This is a genomic window from Nocardia sp. NPDC047038, assembly GCF_040644075.1.
GTDB lineage: Bacteria > Actinomycetota > Actinomycetes > Mycobacteriales > Mycobacteriaceae > Nocardia > Nocardia sichangensis.
Genome location: NZ_JBEYVQ010000005.1, coordinates 130,167 through 154,791, shown reverse-complemented (window position 1 = coordinate 154,791; position 24,625 = coordinate 130,167). Strand labels below are relative to the sequence as shown.

The 24,625-nt window shown below is 68.1% G+C and carries 27 protein-coding genes; 20 read left to right on the top strand and 7 right to left on the bottom strand.

What is annotated here, in order from left to right:
* Window positions 1-332: 332 nt before the first annotated feature.
* The 3 genes from ABZ824_RS20055 to ABZ824_RS20045 all read left to right on the top strand — a co-directional run bounded on the left by ABZ824_RS20055 (window position 333) and on the right by ABZ824_RS20045 (window position 3,532).
* Entirely contained in the window at window positions 333-1,550 is a 1,218-nt protein-coding gene (locus tag ABZ824_RS20055; RefSeq protein WP_355079025.1) for an NADP-dependent isocitrate dehydrogenase, read from the top strand.
* A gap of 99 nt (window positions 1,551-1,649) precedes the next feature.
* Window positions 1,650-1,856: a helix-turn-helix domain-containing protein gene (locus ABZ824_RS20050; RefSeq protein ID WP_356964691.1), complete on the top strand. Its 207-nt coding sequence runs from the start codon at window positions 1,650-1,652 to the stop codon at window positions 1,854-1,856.
* A 521-nt stretch (window positions 1,857-2,377) separates the two neighbouring features.
* On the top strand, window positions 2,378-3,532 hold the full coding sequence (locus tag ABZ824_RS20045) for an MFS transporter (protein WP_356964889.1): 1,155 nt from the start codon (window positions 2,378-2,380) through the stop codon (window positions 3,530-3,532).
* Between the two features lie 61 nt (window positions 3,533-3,593).
* On the opposite strand, the gene ABZ824_RS20040 is transcribed toward ABZ824_RS20045, so the two are convergent.
* A complete protein-coding gene (locus ABZ824_RS20040) occupies window positions 3,594-4,175 on the bottom strand; it encodes a helix-turn-helix domain-containing protein (RefSeq protein WP_356964887.1) in 582 nt (193 codons plus the stop codon).
* 346 nt (window positions 4,176-4,521) lie between these two features.
* Between ABZ824_RS20040 and ABZ824_RS20035 the strand changes: the two genes are divergently transcribed.
* From ABZ824_RS20035 to ABZ824_RS20015, 5 genes are all read left to right on the top strand, one after another.
* Complete coding sequence (locus tag ABZ824_RS20035) at window positions 4,522-5,739, top strand: lipid-transfer protein (RefSeq protein ID WP_356964690.1); 1,218 nt, start codon at window positions 4,522-4,524, stop codon at window positions 5,737-5,739.
* 33 nt (window positions 5,740-5,772) lie between these two features.
* The gene (locus ABZ824_RS20030; RefSeq protein ID WP_356964688.1) at window positions 5,773-6,210 is read left to right on the top strand and encodes an SRPBCC family protein; all 438 of its coding nucleotides are present in this window, start codon (window positions 5,773-5,775) and stop codon (window positions 6,208-6,210) included.
* Window positions 6,211-6,280: 70 nt separating this feature from the next.
* Entirely contained in the window at window positions 6,281-7,156 is an 876-nt protein-coding gene (locus tag ABZ824_RS20025) for a MaoC/PaaZ C-terminal domain-containing protein (protein WP_356964687.1), read from the top strand.
* 61 nt (window positions 7,157-7,217) lie between these two features.
* Window positions 7,218-8,093, top strand: a complete 876-nt coding sequence (locus ABZ824_RS20020) for an SDR family oxidoreductase (protein WP_356964686.1) — start codon at window positions 7,218-7,220, stop codon at window positions 8,091-8,093.
* Window positions 8,094-8,119: 26 nt separating this feature from the next.
* Window positions 8,120-9,370, top strand: coding sequence for an acyl-CoA dehydrogenase family protein (locus ABZ824_RS20015; RefSeq protein WP_356964685.1), 1,251 nt, complete (start codon window positions 8,120-8,122; stop codon window positions 9,368-9,370).
* 229 nt (window positions 9,371-9,599) lie between these two features.
* Here the strand turns inward: ABZ824_RS20015 and ABZ824_RS20010 are convergent, their stop codons facing one another.
* Window positions 9,600-10,490, bottom strand: a complete 891-nt coding sequence (locus tag ABZ824_RS20010) for an alpha/beta hydrolase (RefSeq protein ID WP_356964683.1) — start codon at window positions 10,488-10,490, stop codon at window positions 9,600-9,602.
* Between the two features lie 62 nt (window positions 10,491-10,552).
* Here ABZ824_RS20010 and ABZ824_RS20005 point away from each other — a divergent pair, with 62 nt between their 5' ends.
* The 3 genes from ABZ824_RS20005 to ABZ824_RS19995 are packed head-to-tail and all read left to right on the top strand — an operon-like array spanning window position 10,553 to window position 12,314.
* A complete protein-coding gene (locus ABZ824_RS20005) occupies window positions 10,553-11,329 on the top strand; it encodes an exodeoxyribonuclease III (RefSeq protein ID WP_356964682.1) in 777 nt (258 codons plus the stop codon).
* Window positions 11,326-11,820: a ribonuclease domain-containing protein gene (locus ABZ824_RS20000; protein ID WP_356964681.1), complete on the top strand. Its 495-nt coding sequence runs from the start codon at window positions 11,326-11,328 to the stop codon at window positions 11,818-11,820. The genes ABZ824_RS20005 and ABZ824_RS20000 overlap by 4 nt, the downstream gene beginning before the upstream one ends.
* Complete coding sequence (locus ABZ824_RS19995; RefSeq protein ID WP_355079045.1) at window positions 11,820-12,314, top strand: barstar family protein; 495 nt, start codon at window positions 11,820-11,822, stop codon at window positions 12,312-12,314. The genes ABZ824_RS20000 and ABZ824_RS19995 overlap by 1 nt, the downstream gene beginning before the upstream one ends.
* Before the next feature lie 9 nt (window positions 12,315-12,323).
* Here ABZ824_RS19995 and ABZ824_RS19990 read toward each other — a convergent pair whose 3' ends face one another.
* Window positions 12,324-12,959: a TetR/AcrR family transcriptional regulator gene (locus ABZ824_RS19990; RefSeq protein WP_355079047.1), complete on the bottom strand. Its 636-nt coding sequence runs from the start codon at window positions 12,957-12,959 to the stop codon at window positions 12,324-12,326.
* A gap of 102 nt (window positions 12,960-13,061) precedes the next feature.
* Here ABZ824_RS19990 and ABZ824_RS19985 point away from each other — a divergent pair, with 102 nt between their 5' ends.
* The 3 genes from ABZ824_RS19985 to yhjD all read left to right on the top strand — a co-directional run bounded on the left by ABZ824_RS19985 (window position 13,062) and on the right by yhjD (window position 16,190).
* Complete coding sequence (locus tag ABZ824_RS19985; protein ID WP_356964680.1) at window positions 13,062-14,030, top strand: oxygenase MpaB family protein; 969 nt, start codon at window positions 13,062-13,064, stop codon at window positions 14,028-14,030.
* Between the two features lie 21 nt (window positions 14,031-14,051).
* Complete coding sequence (trpS, locus tag ABZ824_RS19980) at window positions 14,052-15,083, top strand: tryptophan--tRNA ligase (RefSeq protein ID WP_355079051.1); 1,032 nt, start codon at window positions 14,052-14,054, stop codon at window positions 15,081-15,083.
* A 78-nt stretch (window positions 15,084-15,161) separates the two neighbouring features.
* Window positions 15,162-16,190 (top strand): inner membrane protein YhjD, encoded by a 1,029-nt coding sequence (yhjD, locus tag ABZ824_RS19975; RefSeq protein ID WP_355079118.1) that lies wholly within the window; start codon window positions 15,162-15,164, stop codon window positions 16,188-16,190.
* 5 nt (window positions 16,191-16,195) lie between these two features.
* Here the strand turns inward: yhjD and ABZ824_RS19970 are convergent, their stop codons facing one another.
* Complete coding sequence (locus ABZ824_RS19970; RefSeq protein ID WP_356964678.1) at window positions 16,196-17,497, bottom strand: D-alanyl-D-alanine carboxypeptidase family protein; 1,302 nt, start codon at window positions 17,495-17,497, stop codon at window positions 16,196-16,198.
* Window positions 17,498-17,617: 120 nt separating this feature from the next.
* Between ABZ824_RS19970 and ABZ824_RS19965 the strand changes: the two genes are divergently transcribed.
* Window positions 17,618-19,132 (top strand): MFS transporter, encoded by a 1,515-nt coding sequence (locus tag ABZ824_RS19965; RefSeq protein ID WP_356964676.1) that lies wholly within the window; start codon window positions 17,618-17,620, stop codon window positions 19,130-19,132.
* Complete coding sequence (locus tag ABZ824_RS19960) at window positions 19,122-19,733, top strand: TetR family transcriptional regulator (protein ID WP_355079057.1); 612 nt, start codon at window positions 19,122-19,124, stop codon at window positions 19,731-19,733. Before ABZ824_RS19965 ends, ABZ824_RS19960 begins: the two co-directional genes overlap by 11 nt.
* Before the next feature lie 19 nt (window positions 19,734-19,752).
* Here ABZ824_RS19960 and ABZ824_RS19955 read toward each other — a convergent pair whose 3' ends face one another.
* Both ABZ824_RS19955 and ABZ824_RS19950 read right to left on the bottom strand, forming a co-directional pair.
* Window positions 19,753-20,649, bottom strand: coding sequence for a phenylalanine 4-monooxygenase (locus tag ABZ824_RS19955; RefSeq protein ID WP_355079059.1), 897 nt, complete (start codon window positions 20,647-20,649; stop codon window positions 19,753-19,755).
* Window positions 20,650-20,777: 128 nt separating this feature from the next.
* A complete protein-coding gene (locus ABZ824_RS19950; RefSeq protein ID WP_355079061.1) occupies window positions 20,778-21,299 on the bottom strand; it encodes a DUF4396 domain-containing protein in 522 nt (173 codons plus the stop codon).
* Window positions 21,300-21,406: 107 nt separating this feature from the next.
* Between ABZ824_RS19950 and ABZ824_RS19945 the strand changes: the two genes are divergently transcribed.
* Window positions 21,407-21,604 (top strand): type II toxin-antitoxin system VapB family antitoxin, encoded by a 198-nt coding sequence (locus ABZ824_RS19945; protein ID WP_355079063.1) that lies wholly within the window; start codon window positions 21,407-21,409, stop codon window positions 21,602-21,604.
* Window positions 21,605-21,619: 15 nt separating this feature from the next.
* On the opposite strand, the gene ABZ824_RS19940 is transcribed toward ABZ824_RS19945, so the two are convergent.
* Window positions 21,620-21,919, bottom strand: coding sequence for a hypothetical protein (locus tag ABZ824_RS19940; protein ID WP_356964674.1), 300 nt, complete (start codon window positions 21,917-21,919; stop codon window positions 21,620-21,622).
* Between the two features lie 286 nt (window positions 21,920-22,205).
* Between ABZ824_RS19940 and radC the strand changes: the two genes are divergently transcribed.
* From radC to ABZ824_RS19925, 3 genes are read left to right on the top strand one after another with little or no spacing between them, the layout of a single operon-like run.
* Window positions 22,206-22,877 carry a DNA repair protein RadC gene (gene radC / locus ABZ824_RS19935; protein WP_356964673.1) on the top strand — a complete coding sequence of 224 codons (672 nt, stop codon included), beginning with the start codon at window positions 22,206-22,208 and terminating at the stop codon, window positions 22,875-22,877.
* Between the two features lie 47 nt (window positions 22,878-22,924).
* Window positions 22,925-23,602: a HEAT repeat domain-containing protein gene (locus ABZ824_RS19930; protein ID WP_356964886.1), complete on the top strand. Its 678-nt coding sequence runs from the start codon at window positions 22,925-22,927 to the stop codon at window positions 23,600-23,602.
* Complete coding sequence (locus ABZ824_RS19925; RefSeq protein WP_356964671.1) at window positions 23,596-24,624, top strand: MerR family transcriptional regulator; 1,029 nt, start codon at window positions 23,596-23,598, stop codon at window positions 24,622-24,624. The genes ABZ824_RS19930 and ABZ824_RS19925 overlap by 7 nt, the downstream gene beginning before the upstream one ends.
* The last annotated feature ends 1 nt before the right edge of the window (window position 24,625 follow it).

Below are 24,625 nucleotides of genomic sequence, written 5' to 3'. Positions count from 1 at the left end.
GCGTGCTGACGCCGCGCGGGCCTCGTCGTGTGCCAGGCGGTTGCCGTGCTGGAACGGAAGGCGGATCATGGCGGCGACGGCGGTTGCGCGGGTGCCCGCCGAGGCGCTGGAAGGCATTGCCTACCAATCGGTAGCAAAGGTGGTCCAGCTCACTCCGGGGGCTGCCCGTGCGGTGAGGACTTCGGCAGCAGTACGCTTGTCTTGTTTGCACCACATGTCCCGCCGACAACGCGGGACATATACGTTGTCTGTTGGAACAGCTGGGGTCCGCTCACAAGCGTGTTCGCCTGGCCGTGCAATGAGGGCACCATCCTAGGAGGACACGAAGATCCATGTCCAAGATCAAGGTTGAAGGCACCGTCGTAGAACTCGACGGCGACGAGATGACCCGGATCATCTGGCAGTTCATCAAGGACAAGCTGATCCACCCCTATCTCGACGTGAACCTCGAGTACTACGACCTCGGCATCGAATACCGCGACAAGACCGATGATCAGGTCACCGTCGACGCCGCCGAAGCCATAAAGAAGCACGGCGTCGGTGTGAAGTGCGCCACTATCACCCCGGACGAGGCGCGAGTCAAGGAATTCGGCCTCAAGAAGATGTGGCGGTCGCCCAACGGCACCATCCGCAACATCCTGGGTGGCACCATCTTCCGGGCACCGATCATCATCTCGAACGTTCCGCGGCTGGTGCCGGGCTGGACCAAGCCGATCATCATCGGCCGTCACGCCTTCGGCGATCAGTACCGCGCCACCGACTTCAAGGTGTTCCAGGGCGGTACCGTCACCGTGACCTTCACCCCGGACGACGGCAGCGAGCCGATCGTGCACGAGGTCGTGAAGATGCCCGAGGAGGGCGGTGTCGTCCTGGGCATGTACAACTTCCGCAAGTCCATCGAGGACTTCGCGCGGGCGTCGTTCAACTACGGCCTGCAGCAGAACTACCCGGTGTACATGTCGACGAAGAACACCATCCTCAAGGCCTATGACGGCATGTTCAAGGACACGTTCCAGGACATCTTCGACGCCGAGTTCAAGAGCCAGTTCGACGCCGCGGGCCTGACCTACGAGCACCGGCTGATCGACGACATGGTCGCCTCCTCGATGAAGTGGGAGGGCGGCTACGTCTGGGCGTGCAAGAACTACGACGGCGACGTGCAGTCCGACACGGTGGCGCAGGGCTTCGGCTCGCTCGGCCTGATGACCTCGGTGCTGCTGACCCCGGACGGCCGCACCTGTGAGGCCGAGGCCGCCCACGGCACCGTCACCCGGCACTACCGCCAGCACCAGCAGGGCAAGCCGACCTCGACCAACCCGATCGCGTCCATCTTCGCCTGGACCCGCGGGCTCGAGCATCGCGGCAAGCTGGACAACACCCCCGAGGTCATCGGCTTCGCGCAGACCTTGGAGGACGTCGTCATCAAGACCGTCGAGGGCGGCCAGATGACCAAGGATCTCGCGCTGCTCGTCGGCGGTGACCAGGGCTATCTGAGCACCGAGGAGTTCCTCGGCGCGCTGGACGCCAACCTGGCTCGCGCGCTGCGCTGATCCCGGGGCCGAGCCGCGTCGCTCGGCCGACTCCGGCGCTGGGTGGTCACCCAGCGCCGGGCTGAACATCGGGCACCCGCCCCACCCTCGGTGGAACGGGTGCCCGGACTGTTTCTCGACCGATTCGCTGGGGGCGTCGGGGCCATCGGCCACCTCGACGAACCGCTCACGGTGGAAAGCCTGGCGGCCAAGGCGAATATGAGTGAGCGCACCTTCCACCGCCGACTGCGACGGTCGGTGGGCGCGACGCCGATGCAGTGGCTGCTCGGCCAGCGCCTCGCCCATGCCCAATCCCTGCTGGAATAGACCGATTACGGCATCGAGCGGATCAGCCGGAGGTCCGGCCTGGGCACCGCGACCAACCTGCGCCGCCACTTTTCGGGTGTGGTCGGCGTGTCGCCCGCCGAGTATCGGCGCACCTTCAGGCAGCGGTGAACGCGCGTCCTGCCCGGTCGGAAGCGACTGCTCCCGCGCGCGTTCGGCGAGACCGCCCGGACTCCGCCACGGTCTTCGTTCCCAATCCGGCACAGCAGGACCGATCGGCGGATGCGCATCGCCGGGGCGCGGCAATCTTCCGGCGCGGGCATGGCCCGAGCCGATAGCTGGCACCGCGACGATGCTCGAAGGTGGCGGGCCGACTACGGTCGTCCGTCCGTATTGGGCGAATGCTCCTGTTCAACTGCGTAGTTCGTCGGCGGCACGTGGGCGAACTCACGTTCGCTGGGGAAGCGATCGCAGGCCGAGGCCGGTTACATGAACACGTGACCAGCGCCCTGACCACCAGCACCTCCGCGCCGCCCGGACGAACCGATTGGCACGTGCCCGCGATGCTCGCCCTGGCCCTCGGCGGATTCGGGATCGGGACCACCGAATTCGTCACCATGGGTTTGCTGCCGGACATCGCGTCGGCCATGCGGGTCTCCGAGCCGACCGCGGGGCACGCGGTATCGGCCTACGCGCTCGGTGTGGTGATCGGCGCGCCACTGATCGCGGCGCTGTGCGCGCGGATGCCGCGCAAGCGCCTGCTCGTCGCGCTCATGGTGGCGTTCACCCTGGGAAATGCGGCGACCGTCCTGGCGCCCTCGTTCGAGACGCTGGTTCTCGCGCGATTCGTCTCAGGTTTGCCACATGGTGCCTACTTCGGTGTCGCCTCGTTGGCCGCCGCCACTCTCGCCCCGGTAGGGCAGCGGGCAAAGGCGGTTGCCGCGGTTATGCTGGGATTGAGCGCCGCCAATGTTGTCGGCGTTCCCGCCGCTACATGGCTCGGCCAGCATCTCGGCTGGCGCGATGCGTTCGTGGTCGTCGCGCTCATCGGAGTGACCACCGTGGCGGCGCTGCTGCGCTTCGTGCCGGAACTCACCGGCATCACGGTGACCAACCCCATGACCGAACTCGGCGCGCTGCGTCGCCCGCAGGTACTGCTGACGCTGCTGGTCGGCGCCGTCGGGTTCGGCGGCATGTTCGCCGTCTACACCTACATCGCGACAACACTCACCGACGTGGCGGGTCTGCGGGCCGGCGCGGTTCCCTTGGTGTTGATGCTGTTCGGCGTGGGCATGGTGATCGGGAACATCGTCGGCGGCGTGCTCGCCGATCGCGGCGTGGACCGCGCCATCCTGGTGTCGATGGTCGCGATGACCGTCATCCTCGGTGGCTTCGTCGCCGCCGCGCACAACCCGTACACCGCGGCCTTCAGCGCGTTGCTGGTCGGCGCGTCCGGAGCTGCCTTGGCGCCGGCACTGCAAACCCGTCTGATGGACGTCGCGGCCGACGCCCAGACCCTCGCCGCCGCCCTCAACCACGCCGCCTTGAACATCGCCAACGCCGCGGGCGCCTGGCTCGGCGGCTTGGTCATCGCCGCGGGTCTCGGTTACACGGCTCCGGCCGTGGTCGGGGCGGCCCTCGCGGCGATCGGCGTCGCGTTGTTCACAGTGACCGCTTGGACCGCGCGGAGATCACGCCCGCAGCGAGCGACGCGGTAGCGATGTCGAAGCGGGCCCCGAGGTTGTCGGCGGCTTTCGGACTCGCCGGGTCGGGCGCGGACTATCCGGCGGGGCGGGCGGCCAGGGCGCGGCCCGCGATGTCGTGCAGGTGCGCCGAGGCGCGTCGCCACCGGCGGCGGGCGCGCTCGTCATCCGGGTCGATGAAATTCGAGATCAGGATTCCGCGCAGCGCGTCCATGGCCGTGTAGATGAAGTCGCGCGCTTCCTTGCGGCGCACGTCGTCCGGCACGAAGCGGGCGACCGCAAGCAAGACGGCGTTGTTGACGAACGGCTCGACCTTCTCCATCGCCGCGGCCAGCACCGGGTCGGTCCGCCCCGCCACCCACAGTTCGACGGTCGCGATGAACAGCGGACCCTGGTGCAGGTCCCACAGGAACTCCAGCGCCGCGGCCACCGGATCGTCGCCGGTTTCGACCCGCGACATCTCCCGCATGGCGGTCTCGGCGCGCAGTTGCGCCAGGTGGCTGATCGCGGCCACCACCAGATCGGTCTTCGAGCCGAAGTGATGAACCTGCGCCCCACGGGTCACCCCGGCGCGCTCGGCCACCCGCGGCGTCGTGGTGCCCGAGTATCCGTACTCGACCAGACAGTCCACCGTCGCGTCCAGCAGCCGGGTGCGCATCTCGGTGCTGCGCTGTTCCTGCGTCCGGCGCTGCTGCTTCACGACTACGCTCCTGGCCACCGTCCGATCCTACACTTACATACAGTGCTGTATGTTCCGCCGTTTCGGTGGGGAAATGGGCGATATCGAGGCTGCCGGGGCGGACTGCGGCCGAGCGCGCCTCCGGAGGCGGCGTTGAAGAAAACATGCATGTCTCACTGTACGTAGCAAGTGAGATGCAATCCGCTGGTTACCAAGGGTTGTGGTCCTGCTTCCGCGCGGACATCTTGTTCATTTACATACAACCTTGTATGTTTGTTTTCATTCGTTCAGCCGCTCGCGGCGTACGCACAATCTGAGGAGTTCGATGGCGAACAAGGTCTACGTCGTCGGTGTCGGCATGACGAAGTTCGAGAAGCCGGGCCGCCGCCTGGTCGAGCAAGCCGACGGCACTACTCGCGCCTGGGACTACCCGGACATGGCCAGGGAATCGGGCACCAAGGCGCTCGCGGACGCGGGCATCACCTACGACCTGGTGGAACAGGCCTACGTCGGCTATGTGTACGGCGAATCCACCTCGGGCCAGCGCGCCGTCTACGAACTCGGCATGACCGGCATCCCGGTGGTCAACGTGAACAACAATTGCTCCACCGGTTCGACGGCGCTGTATCTCGCGGCCCAGGCGATCCGGGGCGGGCTGGCCGAATGCACGCTGGCGCTGGGCTTCGAGAAGATGCAACCCGGTTCGCTCGGGTCCACCTGGGACGATCGCGAGCAGCCGATGGCCAAGCACGTGATGGCGCTGGCCGAGATCTCCGAGGTGCTGTTCCCCGTGGCGCCGTGGATGTTCGGCGCGGCCGGGCGCGAGCACATGAAGCAGTACGGCACCACCGCCGAGCACTTCGCCAAGATCGGCCACAAGAACCACAAGCACTCGGTGCACAACCCGTATTCGCAGTTCCAGGACGAATACACCCTCGAAGACATCCTCGCCTCACGGATGATCTACGACCCGCTGACCAAACTGCAGTGCTCGCCGACTTCCGACGGGTCCGGCGCGGTGATCCTCGCGAGCGAGGACTTCGTCGACGCCCACGATCTCGCCGGGCAAGCGGTGGAGATCGTCGGCCAGGCGATGACCACCGACTTCGCCTCGACTTTCGACGACACCGCCAAGAACCTGATCGGCTACGACATGAACGTGCATGCCGCGAGGAAGGTCTATCAGCAGTCCGGGCTGGGCCCGGAGGACTTCCAGGTCATCGAGTTGCACGACTGCTTCTCGGCCAACGAACTGCTGCTCTACGAGGCGCTCGGCCTGTGCGACGCGGGCGAGGCGGGGCAGCTGATCGACGACGGCAAGACCACCTACGGAGGCAAATGGGTGGTCAATCCCTCCGGCGGGTTGATCTCCAAAGGGCATCCGCTCGGCGCGACCGGTCTCGCGCAGTGCTCCGAGTTGACCTGGCAGCTGCGCGGAGCGGCGGACAAGCGGCAGGTGGACGGCGTCACCGCCGCCCTGCAACACAACATCGGCCTCGGCGGCGCGGCCGTCGTCACCGCCTACCGGCGCGCCGACCGCTGACCGCCGACCAACTCGACGAGGAGTGTGCGACACATGGGACATATCGAAGCCACCAAGGACGTCAACGCCGCCCCCGAAGCCCTGTGGGCGGTCGTCTCCGATCCGCAGACCTGGGACAAGTGGTTCACCATCCACGAACGCTTCATGGAGGAGCCGCCCGCCGTGCTCAGCGCGGGCGCCAAGCTGGTCGCCAAGATCGTGATGCTCGGCATGGCGAACAAACTGGAATGGACCATCGTCGCGGTGGACGCGCCGAACAAGCTGACACTCGGCGGCACCGGCATGGCCGGCGTGCGGACCGAGTTCACCTTCGACATCCGGCCCAACGGCGAGGGCAGCACCATCCTTGTGTCGGGTGACTTCGAGGGCGCGTTGATCAAGGGCGCGCTCGGCAAAGCGGTGGAGAAGGACGGCATCAAACAGCTCGACCGTTCGCTCGACCAACTCGACACGTTGGCCTCGGCGGCATGAGCGGTCAGGCCCGGAGGCGGCAGCGGAGCGTGACCACGCAGGGCCACGCTCGTGCCGGAAAGGATGCGGCATGAGCGCCGAAACAAGCGCCCGCACAGTCGAGTTCGACGACAGCGGCTTGGAGACGTGGTCCGACGAGGACCGGTTCGCGGTCACCGCCGAGCGGGTCGCGGAGTACGCCGCCGCGACGAACGATCCGATCGCGGCGCACCTGGCCGGTACGGTGGCCGGACCGGTCTTCGCCATCGTCCCGGTCTTCGAGGCCATGATGATGCCCGTCATCGACGTCGCGCCGATGGACATCTTCGGCCGGGTCGTGCACGGGGAGCAGGACTTCCACTTCCACCGCGCGATCCGCCCCGGCGACCGGCTGGTGTCGCGCGCCAAGGCGATCGGCTACGCCAGCCGCCCCAACGGCACGGCCATCACCATTCGCATCGAATGCCGTACCGAGGCGGGAGAACCGGTCAACGACCAGTACCTCACCGCTTTCTTCCGCAACGTCGATGCGGGCAAGACGGTCGGCGCGGCCGCTCCGGCGCACAAGTTCGACGAACGGCTGCGCGAGCAGGACCCGGTCGCCGTCGTGGCGCAGCACGTGGACCACGACCAAACCTTCCGCTACGCACCGGCGTCCGGCGATCCCGTGCCGCTGCACCTGGACGAGCAGGTCGCCAAGGACGCCGGACTGCCCGGCATCATCGCGCACGGGCTGTGCACCATGGCGTTCGCGTCCTGGGCGGTGCTGACCGAAGTCGCGGAGTCGGATGTGCACCGGCTCAGGCGCTTCGCGGTGCGCTTCGCCAAGCTGGTCTTTCCCGGCGACGACCTGGAGACCCGCATCTGGAAGGCGGGCTCCGCCGACGGCGTCACCCGCTACGCCTTCGAGACCGTGCGCGGCGACGATGTCGTGCTCAGCGACGGACTGGCCGAGATCGCCGACTGACCATCGCGCGGCGGCACGATGTCCGCCGCTTCCCTTCGGGCACGACTACAGGAGACAACACATGGGCGTACTGGCCGGGCGGGTCGCCGTCATCACCGGCGCGGGTCGCGGCATCGGCCGCGAGCACGCGTTGCTGTTCGCGAAGGAGGGCGCCGCCGTGGTCGTCAACGATCTCGGCGGCAGCAACGCGGGCGAGGGGACCGATGCCGGTCCCGCCCAGGAGGTGGTGCGCGAGATCGTCGCCGCGGGCGGGAAGGCGGTGGCCAACACCGACGACGTCGCCACCTGGGACGGTGCGCAGAAACTGGTCGAGCAAGCGGTCAGAGAGTTCGGCGGCCTGGACGTCGTCGTCAACAACGCGGGCATCCTGCGTGACGCGTTTATCGCGGGCATGGACGAGTCGCAATGGGACGCGGTGATCGCCGTGCACCTCAAAGGCCACGCCGCGGTGCTGCACCATGCCGCCGCATATTGGAAGCAGCAGTCCAAGGCGGGCAATCAGCCGAACGCGGCCGTGATCAACACGGCATCGGCGTCGGGCACCACCTTGCCCAACCCGGGACAGGCCAATTACGGCGCGGCCAAGGCCGGGATCGCCGCGCTGACCCTGGTGGCCGCCGACGAACTGGCGCGCTACGGCGTGCGGGTCAACGCGATCGCGCCGATCGCGCGCACCCGGCTCACCCTGGCCACACCCGGCATGGGCGAGATGCTGGCGGCCGAAGCGGAGGAGTCCGACGGCGGGTTCGACGCCTTCGCCCCGGCCAATATCGCGCCGCTGGTCGCCTACCTGGCCGCCGAAGACTGCCCGATCACCGGCAAGGTGTTCGCGGTGCAGGGCGGCGCGATCTCCGAGCTGGCCGGTTGGCACGATGTGAAGACCATCGAGACCGAGGGGCCCTGGCTGATCGACGACATCGCCGCCCGGCTGCCCTGACCTCGGGGAATGTGAGGAGAACGACGATGTTCGAATGGTCCGAGACCGATGTCATGATCCGCGATGCCGTCCGGGCGTTCATCGACAAGGAGATCCGCCCGAATCTGGACGCGCTCGACAGCGGTGCACTGCCGCCGTACCCCGTGATCCGGAAGTTGTTCCGCGAGTTCGGGATCGATGTGATGGGCGGGGAGGCCGTGCAGAAGATGCTGGCCAGGCAGGCGGCGCGGGAGAGCGCTCCCGCCGAAGCGGAACGGAAGCCTAAGTCATCCGGCTCGAGCCCGTTCGCCGGGCAGGAATCGCTGATGGCGGTGCTCATCGGCGAGCTGTCCGGAGTGTGCATGGGTCTGGTCTCGGCGATGGGCGTGAGCATCGGTCTCGGCGCGACCACGATCATGTCGCGGGGCACGCTGGCGCAGAAGCAGCGCTGGCTGGAGGACATCGTCACCATGCGGAAGGTCGCGTCCTGGGCGATCACCGAACCGGACTCCGGTTCCGACGCGTTCGGCGGCATGAAGACCTACGTCAAGCGCGACGGCGAGGATTACCTGCTCAACGGCCAGAAGACGTTCATCACCAACGGCCCCTTCGCCGACGTGATGATCGTCTACGCGAAGCTCGACGACGGCGCGGGCGGCGACAAGCGCGACCGCAAGGTGCTCGCCTTCGTGCTGGACAAGGGCATGCCCGGCCTCACCCAGGGCAAGCCGTTCAAGAAGATGGGCCTGCACTCCTCACCGACCGGCGAGCTGTTCTTCGACAACGTGCGCCTCGGCCGGGACCGCCTGCTCGGCGAAACCGAAGAACACAAGGGCGGCGACGGCAGGGACAGCGCCCGATCCAGCTTCACCGCCGAGCGCGTCGGCGTGGCCTTCATGGCGCTGGGCATCATCAACGAGTGTCATCGGCTGTGCGTGGAGTACGCCAAGAACCGCAAGCTCTGGGGCCAGGAGATCGGACGGTTCCAGCTGGTCCAGCTGAAACTGGCGAAGATGGAGATCGCGCGGATCAACGTGCAGAACATGGTGTTCAACACGCTGGAGCGGGGACGGGCGGGCAAACCCCCGACCCTGGCCGAGGCCTCCGCGATGAAGCTGTACGCCTCCGAGGCCGCCACCGAGGTGGCCATGGAAGCGGTGCAGCTGTTCGGCGGCAACGGCTACATGACCGAGTACCGCGTGGAGCAACTCGCCCGCGACGCCAAGTCACTGATGATCTACGCGGGCAGCAACGAGATCCAGGTGACCCACATCGCGAAAGGGCTGCTCGCGCAATAGTTTCTCATCAGCGCCCCAAGCCACGTGCTCTAAGCCTGGAGCTCGAACCCCGACGCGCCCAGCGCACGAAAACTACGTCTTTCGAGCGAAGCGAGACCGAGCATGCGCCGTTCGCGGTCCGGCTCGCGTCCGAGCGGCCGCCGCGTCCGCGACGTAGTCGCCAGCGGTGGTCGCTCGGACGCGAGCCATAAAAGGGCCGCGAACACGCCGCGACGAAGTCGCGGCCGAACTACACAGCCCGAAGCCGGGTGCGGCTGGCGTAGACGTGTTCGGCGATGAGGGTGGCGATGCGGTCGGGCGCTTCCAGCATCGGCACGTGGCCGACGCCGTTGACCAGGATGCGGTCGGCGGATTCGGGCAGTTCCTTCAGGTAGCGCCGTGCGTAGACGCGGTTGGGGATGACCCGGTCGTACTCCGACAGCAGCAGCCGGACCGGCGTCCGCAGGGTGGACAGGTCGTCCTGTGTCGGCGCCCGCATCGCGCCGAGAATCATCGGCACCATCGCCGGGCAATGCAGCGCTGCGGCGAGCGCGGCCGCGGCGTCGCGCCGGGACACCGCGGAGGCCTGTTTGCTCAACGCGAGCAATGCGACCCGCTGGGCGAGTGGGTTGCCGATCACGAATCCGCCCATGCGCTTGCCGATTTCGACGAGCGGTATCAGGGAGAGGAATTTCAGGTTGACCCGCCATTGGGTCAGCGAGGGCGCGTGCCAGCCGCCCGCGGGCGCGATCAGCGTCAGAGTGCGGGCACGTCCGCGGCGGGCGAGTTCGACGCCGACCAGTCCGCCGAGCGAGTTGCCCGCGATATGGCAAGTCCGCCAACCCAGTTCATCGAGCTGCTCGCAGATCCGGTCGGCCAGCGAACCCACGTCCACCGACGGGCCTCCGGTCGGCGCGCCGCCCCAGTGGCCCGCGAACGCGGGCGCGAACACCTCGCAGTGCGTCGACAGCCGCGCCGCCGTCTGCTCCCAGCAGTGCGGCGACATCATGAATCCGTGCAGCAACAGCAGGGGATCGCCGGATCCCACGTGCAATGCCTTGATCGGCTGGGGCTGTTTCGCCCGGGTGGATCCGCGCGCGGGGGCGGAGGAGGACTGGGAGGTGTCGGACGACATCGTCATCACCCCTTCCTGGACGGCAGTGTCCAAGGGACTTCATCTGACCAGCATTGTACGGTCGTGGTGTGCCGTATATCTCGACAGTGAACGTGAACGGTGTCCGCGCGGCCGCGGGCAAGGGGCTGCTCGCCTGGCTCGCGGCCACCGAGGCGGACATCGTCTGCGTGCAGGAGACTCGCGCCACCGACGAGCAGGTCCGGGCCGCGCTGGCGCCCGCGCTGGACGCGGGATGGCAGCTGTCGCACGCCGAACCGGAGTCCAAGGGCCGCGCCGGTGTCGGCATCCTGTCCCGGCGGGCGCCCAGCGCCGTGCGAGCCGGCTTCGGCAGCAGTGAGTTCGCGGCGGCGGGCCGCTATCTCGAGGCCGATTTCGACGATGTCACCGTGGCCAGCGTCTACGTGCACTCCGGTGACGCGGGCACGGTGCGTCAAGACGAGAAGTATCGCTTCATGGCCGAACTCGGCGCCTACCTCGCCGCGCGAACCGGTGATTTCGTGGTCGCCGGGGACTGGAACATCGCCCACACCGAGCGCGACCTGAAGAACTGGAAGGGCAATCTGAAGTCGGCCGGGTTCCTGCCGCAGGAGCGGGCGTGGATCGATGAGCTGCTGGCCGCGGGGTACGTCGACGTGGTGCGCCACCTGCATCCCGAGGTCGACGGTCCGTACAGCTGGTGGTCCTACCGGGGCCGCGCGTTCGACAACGACAGCGGCTGGCGCATCGACTATCACCTCGCCCGAGGGGAGCTGGCCACCCGAGCCAAGGACGCGGTGGTCGAGCGCGCCGCTACCTATGATCAACGCTGGTCGGACCACGCGCCCGTCACGGTGCAGTACCGATGAACCGGGCGCGACTGATCAAGCGCGGTGTCGGCCTGCTGGTGGCGGTGGCCCTGGTGGTGCTCGCCGCGGTGCTCGCGCTGTACGACGGTGGCGCTACCACCACATCTACCCCGGCGAGTCGCGCGACCACCGTCGCGACGAGCGCGGCCACCCCGACCGCCGCCGCGCCGCGCGGTGCGGACAGCGCGTCGCCGGTCACTCAGGCGTCCGGTGTCCCGGAGCGCGCGTACGCCACGCTGCGGGAGATCGACGCAGGCCGGTGGCCGGGCTCGGCGAACGCCCCCGGCACCAAAGGGGGCGAGCGATGGCAGAACCGCGGCGGGGACTTGCCCGCCGCCGATGGCTCCGGTAAGCCGATCATCTATCAGGAATGGGACGTCAATCCCAAGCAGTCCGGCCGATCCCGCGACGCCGAACGCATCGTCACCGGTAGCGACGGTTCGGCCTGGTACACCGGCGATCACTACAAGACCTTCACGAGGATGCGCTGATGACAAAGACCGTCACGCTGTCGCAGTTCCTTGCCCGCTCCGACGCCGACGACGCGCCGCCCGGCGCCGCACTCACCCCGCCGCGTGTCACGTTCGGCACGCTCGCGGTGGACGCCGCCGACTTCAGCGGGGTGCGGGACAAAGCGCCTTCGGGCTACCTGGTGCGTGAACTGCGCGGCGCGAAGATGACCACCACCGCGCGCCTGTTCGACGAGTTCGCCGCCGCGTTCCAGTTTCCGTACTACTTCGGGGAGAACAAGGACGCGTTCGACGAGTGCCTGCGTGATCTGGACGATTTCCTCGGCGAAGGGGCCGGATACGTTGCCGTGGTGCGCGACTCGGCCGGATTGCTCGCCGACGAGCCCGTCGAGCGTGACTGGTTCGCCGAGGCCATGCGCGATTGCGCGGCCTACTGGTCGCGGCGGGACGTGCTCTTCCGGGTCGTCCTGCAAGGCGAAGCGCCCGATCTGGAGGACGTGTCCCTGCGGCTGTGACCAGGGCTGTTACCGCAGTTTGCCGGCCATGTCCTCGCCGAGCAGGACGAACACGTCGACTGTCTGCTCGATCAATTCGTCGCGCGTGAGATCCAGGTCGCCTTGGAGCCAGGCGGTCAGCGTCTGCACCAGCCCCCCGACCAGATAGAGGGCCCGGAACTCGACCACCGCGGCCGGGCCGGAATCCGGGATCCGGTAGAAGTCCGTGCCCTCGGTGGCCACCATCCGCGCGAACGTTCGCACCGTCTCGGTGGTGCGGGCGCGCAGTTCCGGCGTCGCCATGCCCGCGATCAGGGCGGCTTTCGCCTTGCGTGGGTCATCGGTGAGCAGGTGCACGCCCGCGGTGATCGCGGCGTGCGCGGTGGCGCGCGTGTCCGGCGCGGCGGTGCGCACGGCCGCGAGGATGGCCGCCGCCAGTTCCGCGGCGATCCCGTCGATCAGGGCGGTGAGCACGGCGTCGCGGCTGTCGAAGTTCTCGTAGTAGTACCGCTCGTTGAGACCCGCCCGCGCGCACAACCCCGACACGGTCAGTTTCGCCAGCCCCTCCGTGCCGATGATCTCCAGCGCGGCCTCCAGCAACGCCGCACGCCGCTGCGCCCGGCGCTCCTCGGCGGAGATGCCCCCGTAAGTCCGCTGCGCCGTCACCCTTCGATTCTTACAGGTCCGCTGAACACCGTGGTTGTCGCCCGATCGGCCCGCGCGCAACATTCTGGCATGGAGTATTGCCAGAAAGGTGGGTTCTGGTGGATGCTATTGCCAGATGTGCTCGATGAGGAGGCGGCGATGTCCGAGCCCGGCTATTTCAGTGACCACTCGATGGTCCGGCGGGTGATGAGCAGGCGGGCGGTGGGACTGACCTACGGCTTGCGCGCGCTGGTGATCGGGGCGGTGCACCCGCTGCTCTTTGTCGGCACGGCGGAGAACACCGAGCACCGCATGACCCCCTACACCCGGCTCGCGCTGACCGGCCGCCTGTTCGAGGCGGTGTTCCTCGGGAGCAGAGCCGAGGCCGACCGCGCGCTGGCGTTCACCAGGAAACGGCACGTCAAGGTGCGTGGGACGCTGCCGGAGGACGCCGGTGACCAGCACCCGGCGGGGACGGGATACTCCGCGCTCGACCCGCACCTCATGTTCATGACCATGGCCTTCACGTTCGACTCGGCCGAGGTGATGTACGACCTGCTGGTGCGCACCATGACCGGCGGTGAGCGCGAAGGGCTCTACCAGGACTACGTGCGCTGGGGCGAGCTGTTCGGCATGCCCGCGGACGCGGCGCCCGCCAGTTATCCGGAGTTCCGTGCCTTCTTCGACGGCTACCTCGCCTCCGGCGAACTGTTCCTCACCGAAGAGGCGCGGCTGGTCGGCTCCTACCTGGCCGGACAGCGCGTCCCCTACTCGCAGGGTGTGCCGTTGCAGCAGGTCACCTCCGCGTTCTACCTGCTGGTGCAGGGCAGCCTGCCGACACGCATCCGCCGGATGTACGGGATGCGCTGGGGTGTGGCGGAGGAGGTCGCCTACCAGGGACTGTCCCGAGCGGTCCGCACCGCGCACGTGTCGGTTCCGCTGGTGCCCCCGGTGCTGCGTGGCACGCTCGCCGGGCCGAGCGCGCCGGTCTACAAGATGCTGTCCAAGCGGGAACACGAACTGGTCAGCGGCGGACGGCCGAGCATGCCCGGGGTCGACCCGCGCAACTGGGTGCAGCGAAATTCGGCTTGAGCCGCATGCGAAAATCGGAGTATGTCGAGTCCTGCGCCCAGCCCGGCCGCCGAACGCAAACAGCGGGTTCTGTCCGGGATCCAGCCGACCAGCTCCTCGTTCCATCTAGGGAACTACCTTGGCGCGCTGCAGTACTGGGTGACCATGCAGGACGACTACGACGCGCTGTATTTCATCCCGAACATGCACGCGATCACGGTGCCGCAGGACCCCAAGGAACTGAAGCTCCGCACCAACGCCGCCGCCGCCCAGTTGCTCGCGCTGGGCATCGACCCCAAGAAGTCGACCCTGTTCGTGCAGAGCCAGGTACCCGAGCACGCGGAGCTGACCTGGGTGCTCAGCTGTCTCACCGGTTTCGGCGAGGCCAGCCGGATGACCCAGTTCAAGGACAAGTCGGTGAAGCAGGGCGCGGAGAACGCGACCGCAGGCCTGTTCACCTACCCGATACTGATGGCCGCGGACATCCTGCTCTATCGCGCCCATCAGGTGCCCGTCGGCGAGGACCAGCGTCAACACTTGGAACTGACCCGTAACCTGGCCCAGCGCTTCAACTCTCGGTTCAAGAAGACGTTCGTGGTGCCGGAGGCGCACATCGTCAAGGGCACGGCGAAGATCTACGACCTGCAGGACCCGACCGCGAAGATGAGCAAGTCGGCCTCCACCGACGCGGGTCTGATCAACCTGCTCGACGACCCGAAGGTCACCGCGAAGAAGGTGAAATCCGCGGTCACCGACACCGAACGCGAGATCCGCTACGACCCGGAACTCAAGCCGGGCGTCAGCAACCTGTTGGTGATCCTGAGTTCGCTGACCGGTGCGCCGATCGTCACCTTGGAAAAGGATTTCGAGGGTAAGGGTTACGGCGAGCTGAAAGCCGACGTGGCCGACGCGCTGGTCGAATTTGTCACGCCGTTGCAGGCCAAGGTGCAAGAGTACATGTCGGATCAGGGTGAACTCGACCGCGTACTCGCGGCCGGCGCCGAGCGTGCGCGAGAGATCGCGGGCAACACCCTCGCGCAGGTCTACGACCGGGTGGGCTTGCTGAGTCGCTAGGCGGCCGCCGCCTGGACGGTTGTCGCGCGCCCGACCGGGTACCACCGGTGTGAGGTCTCTCGGTCGAAGGGGCGAATGGTGCAGGTGATCGACAACGTCAAAGCCGGGATCCAACGACGGATCCAGGCGCAGCCGTGGCTGGACCATCTGGTTCGCGCGGCGGGGCGCTATCAGCGGCAGCGGGGCGACTACTACGCGGCGGGCATCACGTATTTCACTGTGCTGTCGTTGTTTCCGCTGCTCATGATCGCTTTCGCGGTCGCGGGCGTGATCTTGTCCAGCAATCCGGACCTGCTCGGGGAGTTGCAGGCCAAGATCGTCGAGAACATTCCCGGCTCGTTCGGCACCCAGCTGAACGATTTGATCGAGCAGGCGGTCGACTCCCGGCGCACGGTCGGCGCGCTGGGCCTGATCACCGGCGTCTACAGCGGCCTCGGCTGGATGGCCAACCTGCGCGCTGCGCTCACCGAGCAATGGGACCAGAAGTCTCCGGACGGCAACTGGCTGATGACCAAGCTCTCCGATCTGGGTGCGCTGGTCGGTCTCGGCCTCGCGTTCACGGTCTCGCTGGGCTTGTCCGCCTTGGCGTCGAGTTCGCTCGGCAGTCAACTGCTGGACAATCTGGGCCTCGGCGATTTGCCGGGCGCGGACCTGCTGTTGTCGCTGTTGTCGATCGCGCTCGGCTTCCTCGCCTCCTGGGCGGTGTTCGCCTGGGTCATCGCGCGGTTGCCCCGGGAACCGGTGACGCTGGCCAGTGCCGCCAAGGCGGCCGGTCTGGCCGCGCTGGTCTTCGAGGTGTTCAAGATCGTCGCCTCGATCTACCTGCAATCGGTGCTCAGCAGCCCGGCGGGCGCCACCTTCGGCTCGATCATCGGTCTGATGGTGTTCAGTTACGTCACCTACCGCATCGTCCTGTTCGCCACGGCCTGGGCCGCCACCGCCGCGGAGAACGAGCCGGAAGCCGAGATTCCCGCCCCCGGGCCGGCCGTGATCGCGCCGCGGGTCGGCGCGCGTGACGTCTCGATGGGGGTGGGCGCCGCCTTCTTCGGCGCGGGCGCGCTTGCCGCCCTGACTCTTTCCGGATTACGCAGGTCGGACCGGCGGTGATCGATTCAGCGTCGCCGGGTGGCCCGCCGTGCCCCTAGGACGAGCGCGGCGATCACGAGGACACCGCCGATGATCAGTACGGTGCGCGCGCCGGTGCGGCGATCTCCGGTGTGTGGCATGGCGGACGGGTCGCTGCCCGGCGACGAGGACATCGCCGGGTCGTTTCCCGATGTGGGCGGCGCGGCGAGGGTGGCTCCGCTCTGGTCGCGCTGGGGTACCACCGCGCCGGGCAGATTGCCGATCGAGGCGCCGCGGGGCAGCGCGAATCCGTAGTCGAGCAGGCGGGCCGCCTGCTCCCATGGGCGCACCGGCTGCACGTCGGCCTTGAGGAGAGTGACGGCGAGCCTGCGGCCGCCCCGCTGGGCGGCGGCGACGAAGGTCTGGCGCGCGTCATCGGTGAAGCCGGTCTTGCCGCCGAGGGCGCCGTCGTAGTTGTAGAGCAGCTGGTTGTCGTTGCCGATCGGGTAGCCGGGGCGGTCGGTGTCGCCCGGAACGGCAGGGTCGGCGGGGTAGCCGGGGAAGTCGACCTGCTCGGTATGGATCAGCTCGGCGAACAGCGGGACCGTCATGGCCTCGCGGAACAGCACGGCGAGGTCGTAGGCCGAGGTGCTCATGCCGGGGCCGTCCAGCCCGGATGGAGTGGCCGTGCGAGTATCCATGGCGCGCAACGACTTCGCCAGGTCGTTCATCTTCGCGACGGTCGCGGCGTCGCCGCCGAGCTGCGCCGCGATGGCATGCGCCGCGTCGTTGCCCGAAGCCATGATCAACGCCTGCATGAGCTGTCGGTTGGTGTAACGGCCGCCGGGGCCGATGCCGACCCGGGTGCCGTCGGCGTCGGCGTCGGCCTGCGTGCCGACGACCACCTTGTCCAGATTCAGCGTGCGCAGCGCCAGGGTGGCCAGCAGCACCTTGATCGTGCTCGCGGGCCGGTAGCGACCGTGCGGGTCCTTCGCGGCCAGCACCTCTCCGGTATCCAGATCCGCTACCAGCCAGGCCGTCGCCGAAATGTCCTGGGGAGCGGGCGGCGCGGCTTTGGGAAGTACGACTCCGCACTCGCCGAGGCGGGTTCCCCCGATCGGCGGGGAAGGGATCGGCAGCGGCGTGGGGGTCGGCTGTCCGGGCGCGGGCACCTCGGAGGTGTCGATCGGTGCGGGCGGCGATGTCTTCTGCGGGCACCCGTCGGTGTTCGGGGTGGTGAACGGCGTGGTGGTGCTCGGCGCTGCGAGGGACGGCGTGGCCGTCGCTCCGATCACGGCGACGGCGAGGACGGCGCCTGAGCAGAGCAAGGCACGGCGAGTGATCTTCATCGCCGATGAGCCTAGCGAGCGGTCCGGTGATCGGGCAGTCCATCCCCGCGACGGTATTGACAGTATCTACTAAGTGAGAGCTACTATCAAAAAGATGTAGCTACCATTTCTGGAGGCGTCATGAAGAACGACTCGTCCCGTCGCTGGCTCGCCCTCGGCGCGCTGGCCGTGGCGATGCTGACGATCGGGCTCGATGTCACCGTGCTGACCGTGGCGCTGCCCACGCTCGCCGTCGACCTGAACGCGAATACCGCCGCGCTGCAATGGTTCAGCAGCGCCTACACGCTGGCGCTGGCCGCCGTGATGCTGCCTGCGGGCGCGCTCGGCGATCGCTACGGCCGCAAGAAGTTCCTGCTCGCCGCGCTGGTGCTGTTCGGCGTGGCGTCCATCGCGTGCGCCATGGCCACCTCGCCCGGCGAACTCGTCGCGGCGCGCGTCGTGCTCGGCATCGCGGCCGCGGCGATGATGCCGCTGTCGATGTCGGTGCTGCCCGCGATGTTCCCCCAACCGGCCGAACTCCAGCGGGCGCTCACCATCTGGATCACCTCCACCGCGATCGGCCTACCGCTGGGCCCGATCGTGGGAGGTTGGTTGCTGCGGAATTTCTGGTGGGGTTCGGTGTTCCTGATCAACGTGCCGATGGTCGTGATCGGTGCGTGCGCCGTCGCCGCGTTGGTGCCCGAATCGCGCAGCGCGCAGCGCTTCCGGATCGATCTGCCCGGCGTCGCGCTGTCCGCCGCGGGCATGCTCGGGCTCACCTACGGCTTCATCCGAATCGGCGAGAAAGGCTGGGGCGACGGCCCGGCCTGGGCGATCATCGCGGCCGGTGTGCTGCTGCTCGGCGCGTTCCTGCTCTGGCAGCGCAGGACCACGCATCCGCTGGTCGATCTCGGGCTCTTCGCCGCCGACGGGTTCCGCTGGGGGACCGCCTTCTCGATCGTGGTGAACTTCGCCATGTTCGGCATGTTCTTCACCGTTCCGCAGTACTTCCAAGCGGTGCTCGGCGTGGACGCGCTCGGCAGCGGCCTGCGATTGCTTCCGTTGATCGCCGGTTTGCTGGTCGGCAGCAGGCTGGTCGACAAAGCGCTGCCGAAACTGGGCGTGCGCGTGGTGGTGGCCGCCGGATTCGCGCTGCTGGCCGGCTCCCTGGCACTGGGGGCGTTGACCACCGTGGACAGCGGTTACGGCTTCGCCGCCCTGTGGTTGACGCTGCTCGGCGGCGGTATGGGGCTGGTGATGCCCGCGGCCATGGGCATGGCGATGGGTGATCTGGATGCCGAGCGCTCCGGGTCAGGCTCCGCGCTGTTGCAGGCGCTGCGCCAGGCGGGCGGCACCATCGGCGTCGCGGTGCTCGGCACCGTGCTGTCCACTCGGTACCGGTCGGAACTGGGCGAGCTGAACCGCGAACCGATCTCCGACGGCGTGAACGCGGGCGTCGCCACGGCGGGCAAGCTGGGCGATCCGTCGATGCTGCACCAGGTGCAGGTGGCCTTCCTCGGCGGCATGGGCGCGATGCTGTGGACCTGCGCCGCGCTGTGCGTGCTGGCGGCGGTGCTCACGGCGACCTTGGTGCGCACACGGCAACCCGCACGGGCGCCGGAGCCGGGTGCGGCAGAATCGATCCATGTCGGTTGAGCTACCCGCGAGCGGGACGGCGCAGGGTCTGCGCGAGCGGAAGAAGGAACGGACCCGCCGGACGATTCGCCTCGAGGCCTTCCGGCTGTTCCGCGAGCAGGGCTACAACGAGACGACGATCGAGCAGATCGCCGCGGCCGCCGATGTCTCGCCGAGCACCTTCTTCCGCTACTTCCCGACCAAGGAACAGCTGGTGCTCGCCGACGACCTCGATCCGGCGATGATCGAGGCGTTGCGGCGTCAGCCGCGCGACATCGGGCCGATGGCGGCATTTCGTAACGCGGTGCTGGAGGTCTTCGGCAATCTGGCCGCCGCCGAGCTGGCGTTCGAGCAGGAGCGGCAGGCGCTGCTCTATCACGTGCCGGAGCTGCGCTCGGCCATCGGCCTGGAGATCATCCGCAGCATCGACCTCATCGCGAGCCTGCTGGCCGATCATCTCGGCCGGGCCGCCGACGATTTCGAGGTGCGAGTGGCGGCGGGCGCGATGGCGGGCGCGGCTCTCGGCATGGCGACGATGACGCCGTTGAACGTCGAGAACATCACCCGCACATTGGATTTCCTGGATGCGGGCATGCCGCTCGCGCCGAAGCGCGAGTCCTGAAAGTTCCCCGGCCGTACTATCACGCGCCTGCCGGACTGGCTTGCCGCAAACGGTCGGGCGTGTCGTCGTCCATGGTCGCGAAGAAGCCGCCGATCACGTCCTCGATCTCGGCGATCGAGTCCGCGCAGTAGAGAGTCGGCTGATAGTGGGTGATGTCGTAGGTCGCGGTACCCATCCGGGCGATGTCGAGCGGGCGTAGTTCGGCGTGCCGGAACTCCTCGATCTCGCCGTAGGACGACAGCAGGCCCGCACCGTAGCACCGAATCTCGCCGCGCTCCCGGACGACGCCGAATTCCATCGAGAACCAGAAGACGTCGGCAAGGAATTTCAACGCGCGATCGGTGCTCAGGCGCGCCACCGCCGCGCCGACGGTCGCGTAGATCGCGGCGAAGCGCGGGCTGGCGATCTGGGTGGCATGCCCGATGATCTCGTGGATGGCATCCGGCTCCGGGGTGTACAACGGTGCGGAATGATGCCGGATGTACTGCGTGGAGTGGAAGATCCGATCGGCGAAGGAGCCGAAGAACTGTCGCAGCGGCACCAGTCCGGCGGCCGGTGCGTACCGGAATCCGGTCAGCGGGGCGAGCGCCGCGGACACCTCGTCCAATTGCGGGATGTGATCGGTGGGCAACGACAGCGCTTCGGCGGCCGTCAGCACCTCCGCGCTGGCGTAGGTGCGATGTTTGCGCGCGAGTTCGGCCGACACGATCCGCCACACCTGCTGCTCCTCGTCGGTGTAGGCGATGTGGGGTGTCGGCTTTCCCGGTGCATGGTCCAGTGCCAGCGCGGCGATGGCATTGCGCCGGGCCCGATATTCCGGATCGTGCACACCGGGGTGCTCATCGCTCAGGTGCACGGTCACGTCGCCGTCGCCGGTGCGGGTCACCGGCGAGTACAACTGCGCCTCGCTGAACATGACTCGATGCAAGCACCGCAGGCACCCGCCGACAACAAAAGCCCGTTCAGCTGAGCAATCTGCCTAGCTGAACGGGCTTTCCCGGGGCCATCCTGACAACCGGAGGCCGGGATCGGACGGCGTGCTGATCAGTGCGCGCCGTGCAACGAATGCACCACCGCGTGGCCTTTACCGCGTCCGATCATCCACTTGTTGACCGGCGTGGTCAGCACGAAGGCCACCGCCAAGGCGAAGGCGAGGGTGGTCCAGAACAGCACCGTGTCCAGGTGGGCGTCCATCGCGCCGGGAACGGCGAGGATCACGGCGTTGTCCACGATCTCCATCACCGTGATGGACACCGTGTCGGCGGCAAGCGCGGTGCCGACGGCGGCCGCCAACGGGAGGCCCGCGCGCAGCACGCCGCGCATGGTCAACGCATAGCCGAACACGAACGCCAGCACGATGGCCAGCACCATCGTCGAGGTGTTGTTCCAGCCCAGCGCGGTGCCGATCACCATACCGAGGATTTCGCCGATGGCGCAGCCGGTGAGGCAGTGCAGGGTCGCCATCGCCGCCATCCGCCAGGTAGCGGGGCCGTGGTGCGCGCTGTGTTGTCCGGCGGGTGCGGCGTGCGAGACGTGTTCGGCCGACGGGTGGTGCCTGTGTTCCATGACTGGAACTATACCCCCGTAGGGTATTTGCGCAAGGCCGAGTTCTCGATTTGCCGGACATGAACGGGCGTTATGCCGCAAGATGGCGAAAGTATGAAGGAGGGCGCATGAAATCCGTGCGGATCGATCTCGACCAGGACCTGCTCGCCGCGGCCGCCGCCATCATGGGCACGTCGACCAGTGACGCCACCGTCAACGAGGCCTTGCGCCGGATCGTCGTGCACGAGCGCCAGCTGCACAATCTGCAGCGGCTCGCCGCGAAGATGTTCGTCGGGCTACCGGACGTCGCGGTGGTGGACCGCTAGGCCTTCTGGAACCGGTCATCTGGGAGAAGTGGGCCGCCGCTCCTCGAGAGCACGCTGCCAGACCTCGTCGAACTCCTCGGCGTCGATTCGAAGCGCGGTGAACTCGGTTTGCGCACTCAGTTCGTCCGGCGTCGGAACCGGGATCTGCCCGAGTTCGGTCGTGCCGGTGCCACGGCCCGAATCGGCCCAGTCGCGGTGCCCGTCGCGGAACACCTCGACTTTGCGCACCTCGAAACCATCGTCGCCGATCTCGCTGAGCAACTCGACCGGCTCGTCCTCGAAATCGTGGTGCCATTGCGCCTTCAGGTACCACATCGCCCATCAGCTCCCCAGCTCGCGACCGACTCGGCTACCGAACCGCACACCAGCCAGCATATGGGTGCGGCGTCCTGCTGCCGAGTTGTTCGTACGGCCGGCGGGAAGACGCGGGGCGGACGTGCCTCGGCACGGGTCGACGTCCTGCTGCTGAGCCGGCGGGTCGGTCCGCCGAGGAAACCGGCGAGGCGAGTGCGGTCCGGTTCCAGTGCTGGCCGGACTGCGGACTGTCGGTGGTCCCTGGCAGAATTCGGGGCACTGTTGGCGTGACCGAGGGGTGGGAGTCATGGCGGTCTCTCTAATCGACGTGCCGGTTACGCAGCGGCCGCGCGAGCGGTTGCTGGCACTCGGACCGCAAGCACTGAGCGACGCGGAGTTGCTCGCATTGTTGCTGCGGCACGGCAGGCGCGGTGCGAGCGCGCTGGACCTGGCGGTGGAGCTGCTGGTCGAGCACGGCGGGCTCGCCGGGTTGGCGTCGGCGCGTCCGGAGGAGTTGTCGCGCCGGGCGGGCATCGGCGTGGCGAAGGCCACGGCGATCATCGCCGCCTTCCACCTCGGCGCTCGAGCACGCGGCAGGCCGGACACGTCGGTCCGGCTCACCAGTCCCGCCGACGTGGCCGCCGCCGCCCTCCCGCTCTTCGCCGGCTGCCGGGTCGAGCGTCTGCTCGTGCTGGTCTGCGACGCGCAGAACCGCCTCCGTCAGAAGGTCTTCGTCGCCGAAGGCGCTGTCGACCAGGTGTCCGTCCCCGTCCGGGAAGTCCTGAACACCGTCCTGCGGCACGACGGCCGCGCCTTCGCCATCGTGCACAATCACCCCTCCGGTGATCCGACCCCCAGCTCCGACGATCGCCACACCACCACCCTGCTCATCGAAGCGGCCCGCACCGTCGGCCTCCGCTTCCTCGACCACGTGGTGCTCGCGGGGGAGAAGTGGACGAGCGCCCCGAGGTTCGCTTGACCTTCTCACTGTGTGAAGGCCTTCACTGGCTGTCGGAGGTGGTCCCCATCAATTCGGCACACAGCAATACACAGCACACCCGGCTGCTCGACGCTTTGGCGGCGAGGAACTCGTCGACGCGGCTCGAGGCGGCACTGGCGATCGGCACGCATCCCGATCCAGGCTTCGTCGACGCGCTGATAGAACGGTGCGCTATCGAACCGGACTTCTTCGTGCGTGACATGCTCACGTGGGCGCTGACGCGGCTGCCATCGGCGATCACGGTTCCGAAACTTCGCGCGGAGCTGGGTTCCGAGCGTCCTCAGGCTCGCAGTCAAGCGCTGCACACGTTGTCCAAGATCGGGGACCAGGATGCCTGGCCTGCGATCACGCGGCCCTTGCTGCACGATGCCGACGACGAGGTCGCGCGGAGCGCTTGGCGCGCCGCCGTCGTTCTCGCGCCCGAGGGGGAGAAGGAAAGTCTGGCCGCGGAGCTGGCCGCGCAGTTCGGCCGCGGTGACCGGGACGTACGGTTGAGCCTGAGCCGCGCTCTCGTCGCGCTGGGTGACGTGGTCGAGCCGGTCCTCCGGGCGGCGACGGCGAGTGAGGACCCGGTGGTGCGCGCGCATGCGGGTGCCACGGAGCGGCTCCTGCGCGACCCGGATGCCGGGTTCGACCTCGCCGTCGATGCGGCGAGACGGGTCGTCGCGCTCGGTCCGGATCGGGAGGAGACGACTGCGTGCTGATCGGTGAGGTGGCGCGCCGCTCGGGGGTGAGTGCGCGGATGCTCCGGCATTACGACTCTCTCGGGCTGGTGCGACCGACCGGCCGCACCGTGGGCGGCTACCGGGAATACTCCCCGGAGGACATCCGGCGCATCTTCCACGTGGAAGGGCTGCGGTCCCTGGGAATGTCGCTGAGCCAAATCGCTCGTGCGCTCGACGATGCCGGATTCACGCCGTCCGCACTGGTCGGCGACCTCATCCGGAAAACCGAAGAACGACTGAACCGAGAGCGGGAACTGCTCGAGCGACTCCGCAGGGTCGATGCCGCCGAACCCTCCGGCTGGCAAGACGCCCTGCGCATCGTCGAACTCCTGCGCGGACTCGGTTCGCCGGACGCCGCCCAACGCCAGCAGGCGGTCCTGGCCCCGGCCGAGGACGTGTCGGTGCCCGCCGAGCTGCTGGCCGAGGCGGTGCTCACCGAATCCGATCCGTACGTGGCCGGGGCACTGCGGTGGGCGCTCGCGCGAGCGGGCGGTGACAGTGTGGCGAGCGTGGCGGCAGGCCTGGACTCCGACAACGTCGACATCCGGCGGCGCGCGGTCCTGGCGCTCGCCGAACTACCGGGCGACGAGGCGACGGTGGCGCTCACGAGCGCACTCGATGACCCGGACGCGACGGTCCGCAGACGCGCTGCTCTCTCCTTGGGCGCGCGCGGCATGACTCTGGCCGTGCCCGCGCTCGTCGGCACGGTGGTCGAGGGTCCGAACGATGTCGAGGCGGCTGAGATCCTGGGGACGCTGGCGCGAGACCCGGAGTGGGCCGACCGGATCATAAGTGCGCTGGTGGAACAGCTCACCGCATATGCGGCGGACTCGGCGGTGCGAATCCGACTGACCCAGTCGCTCGCTGAAATGCCGGGGACCATCGCGCTGGATACCCTGCGGCAACTGTCCTGCGATGAGGATCGCGCCGTGGCGGCCATAGCCTCGGCCCTCGTGGAAACCCTCGTAGCACGACCGGGCGAGGAGCCGGGGCAACCCTGAC

Bases quoted from the DNA above. Each gene is read 5' to 3' on its own strand.
- ABZ824_RS20055 (WP_355079025.1), top strand. From the start codon at position 333: ATGTCCAAGATCAAGGTTGAAGGCACCGTCGTAGAACTCGACGGCGAC.
- ABZ824_RS20045 (WP_356964889.1), top strand. From the start codon at position 2,378: ATGCTCGCCCTGGCCCTCGGCGGATTCGGGATCGGGACCACCGAATTC.
- ABZ824_RS20040 (WP_356964887.1), bottom strand. From the start codon at position 4,175: ATGCGCACCCGGCTGCTGGACGCGACGGTGGACTGTCTGGTCGAGTAC.
- ABZ824_RS20035 (WP_356964690.1), top strand. From the start codon at position 4,522: ATGGCGAACAAGGTCTACGTCGTCGGTGTCGGCATGACGAAGTTCGAG.
- ABZ824_RS20030 (WP_356964688.1), top strand. From the start codon at position 5,773: ATGGGACATATCGAAGCCACCAAGGACGTCAACGCCGCCCCCGAAGCC.
- ABZ824_RS20025 (WP_356964687.1), top strand. From the start codon at position 6,281: ATGAGCGCCGAAACAAGCGCCCGCACAGTCGAGTTCGACGACAGCGGC.
- ABZ824_RS20020 (WP_356964686.1), top strand. From the start codon at position 7,218: ATGGGCGTACTGGCCGGGCGGGTCGCCGTCATCACCGGCGCGGGTCGC.
- ABZ824_RS20015 (WP_356964685.1), top strand. From the start codon at position 8,120: ATGTTCGAATGGTCCGAGACCGATGTCATGATCCGCGATGCCGTCCGG.
- ABZ824_RS20010 (WP_356964683.1), bottom strand. From the start codon at position 10,490: ATGACGATGTCGTCCGACACCTCCCAGTCCTCCTCCGCCCCCGCGCGC.
- ABZ824_RS20000 (WP_356964681.1), top strand. From the start codon at position 11,326: ATGAACCGGGCGCGACTGATCAAGCGCGGTGTCGGCCTGCTGGTGGCG.
- ABZ824_RS19995 (WP_355079045.1), top strand. From the start codon at position 11,820: ATGACAAAGACCGTCACGCTGTCGCAGTTCCTTGCCCGCTCCGACGCC.
- ABZ824_RS19985 (WP_356964680.1), top strand. From the start codon at position 13,062: ATGCTATTGCCAGATGTGCTCGATGAGGAGGCGGCGATGTCCGAGCCC.
- trpS (WP_355079051.1), top strand. From the start codon at position 14,052: ATGTCGAGTCCTGCGCCCAGCCCGGCCGCCGAACGCAAACAGCGGGTT.
- ABZ824_RS19970 (WP_356964678.1), bottom strand. From the start codon at position 17,497: ATGAAGATCACTCGCCGTGCCTTGCTCTGCTCAGGCGCCGTCCTCGCC.
- ABZ824_RS19965 (WP_356964676.1), top strand. From the start codon at position 17,618: ATGAAGAACGACTCGTCCCGTCGCTGGCTCGCCCTCGGCGCGCTGGCC.
- ABZ824_RS19960 (WP_355079057.1), top strand. From the start codon at position 19,122: ATGTCGGTTGAGCTACCCGCGAGCGGGACGGCGCAGGGTCTGCGCGAG.
- ABZ824_RS19955 (WP_355079059.1), bottom strand. From the start codon at position 20,649: ATGTTCAGCGAGGCGCAGTTGTACTCGCCGGTGACCCGCACCGGCGAC.
- ABZ824_RS19950 (WP_355079061.1), bottom strand. From the start codon at position 21,299: ATGGAACACAGGCACCACCCGTCGGCCGAACACGTCTCGCACGCCGCA.
- ABZ824_RS19945 (WP_355079063.1), top strand. From the start codon at position 21,407: ATGAAATCCGTGCGGATCGATCTCGACCAGGACCTGCTCGCCGCGGCC.
- ABZ824_RS19940 (WP_356964674.1), bottom strand. From the start codon at position 21,919: ATGTGGTACCTGAAGGCGCAATGGCACCACGATTTCGAGGACGAGCCG.
- radC (WP_356964673.1), top strand. From the start codon at position 22,206: ATGGCGGTCTCTCTAATCGACGTGCCGGTTACGCAGCGGCCGCGCGAG.